Annotated in this window: 1 protein-coding gene; it reads right to left on the bottom strand. The window is 42.6% G+C overall.

Features of this window, described 5'->3' with window-relative positions:
* A partial coding sequence (locus tag GMD4S_RS08780) for a glycoside hydrolase family 95 protein (RefSeq protein WP_000716120.1) occupies nt 1-1,186 on the bottom strand: 1,186 nt, incomplete at its 3' end.
* Nucleotides 1,187-1,517 lie beyond the last annotated feature (331 nt).

Below are 1,517 nucleotides of genomic sequence, written 5' to 3'. Positions count from 1 at the left end.
CTTTTCGATAGTTGGTTTTTGGATTCTGAGCAAAGTTAGTCTTGGCACTGAGATAGAGGGTCGCATAACTTGCGCCTGTAACGGTTAGTGTCTCGTCCTGAACAGTCACCTTTCCGTCCGTTTTAATTCCTAGATAGGATGCAAACTTGAGGCCGTTATCTTTGACAGTTCCCTTTAGAAGGATTCCGTTTGCATCTGTAGTGACATGACCATTCTTATAGTTGGAATATTCCCAAGAGTAGTTGCCATTAGCAAGCAAGTCTTCTGTCAAACTGTTCCAAAGGGTAAAGTCAAGTGTCTTGTTTCCTTTTTTGGTCAAGTGGGTCACGGTGACATCATCAGGATAGCTGGAGAAGGTTTCACGCTTGAAGGTTGTCCCATCTTGGGTGTAAGAAGTGGTCGTAGTGGCTTCTGTGATATCCAAACCACGATGATAATCAGTTACAGTATCTAGTCCTTTCTTCTGGTTATTAAAGACCATGAAGATATCTCCAAAGGCTAGGTAACGTCCATACTGGGCGTTGTTTGGTCCAACTAGATTTTGTTCAGCGAGCTGTTTAGCTTTTTGGCGATCTCCAGCTTCGAGGGCTTTACGTATCTCTGCTAAGACCTTGTAGCGATCCTTGTAGTTTCCTCCGTTATAGTCGGTGCTATCGGGTTGTGGTCCTCCTGACCAGAGGGTCTTTTCGTTGTACTGGATTCTTTCTTCGCCAATTAGACCGAAAACCTTGGCTCCCATTTCTCCGTTTCCGACAGGGAGGGCTTGTTTTTCCCATCCATCATAGGAGGGAGCTGTTGGCTGATCGTAGTTGAGTTGATAGTTTTCTTGCTTTGTCACCGGCTGATCTGCCTTTTCAGGTTCCTTATTTTCTTTAGCTTCTACAATGGCTTCTTCACTAGCTTGAATATTTGTCGTCTGAGTCTCCTCAGCTGGCTTGCTTTCGGAAACTACTGGACTTTCTGCTAGGGACGGATTTGTAGTTTCAGTCGCTTCAGCTGCTTTGGGCTCACTATCAGGCTTAGTGATAGATTCGACAGAGGTTGGTTCAGTTTGTTTGACCTCAACACTGTCTGCGGCTACAGTGTGGTTTACTAGAAAAACGGCCCCCAGTAAAATAGAAGCAGTCCCAACCGTCAGCTTGCGGATGCTATAGCGACAGGATTTCTCCCAAAAGTGTTTTTTCATAAAACCCTCCTTTGTGTATTAGAAACCGCTTACATTTTATAAAGCAGTTCCGTTTATTTTGTTTCTATTTATCTCCTCACCTCCCATTCTAATGGTCGCTTAGCATTTGTCAAGAGCTTTTTAGCAAGATACATATTTGCTGTTGTTTTTTCTTAAAATAGTAGAGAAAAGAGAGGAAGGGGGAGAATTATTCGTAATTTTATAGTTCATTCTGATTGTAAGACTAGCTTAGAATTGGCTTAACCCCCTCTTGAAAGCGTAAAACAAACTAGTCAGGAAAGTCACTTTATGGTATAATATAGAAGACTCAAAAAGAAACAGGAGAAAAAGA

The sequence above is a fragment of the Streptococcus sp. GMD4S genome (genome assembly GCF_000296955.1).
Note: the sequence above shows the minus strand (reverse complement) of the source record. Positions and strands in the feature narration are given on the sequence as shown.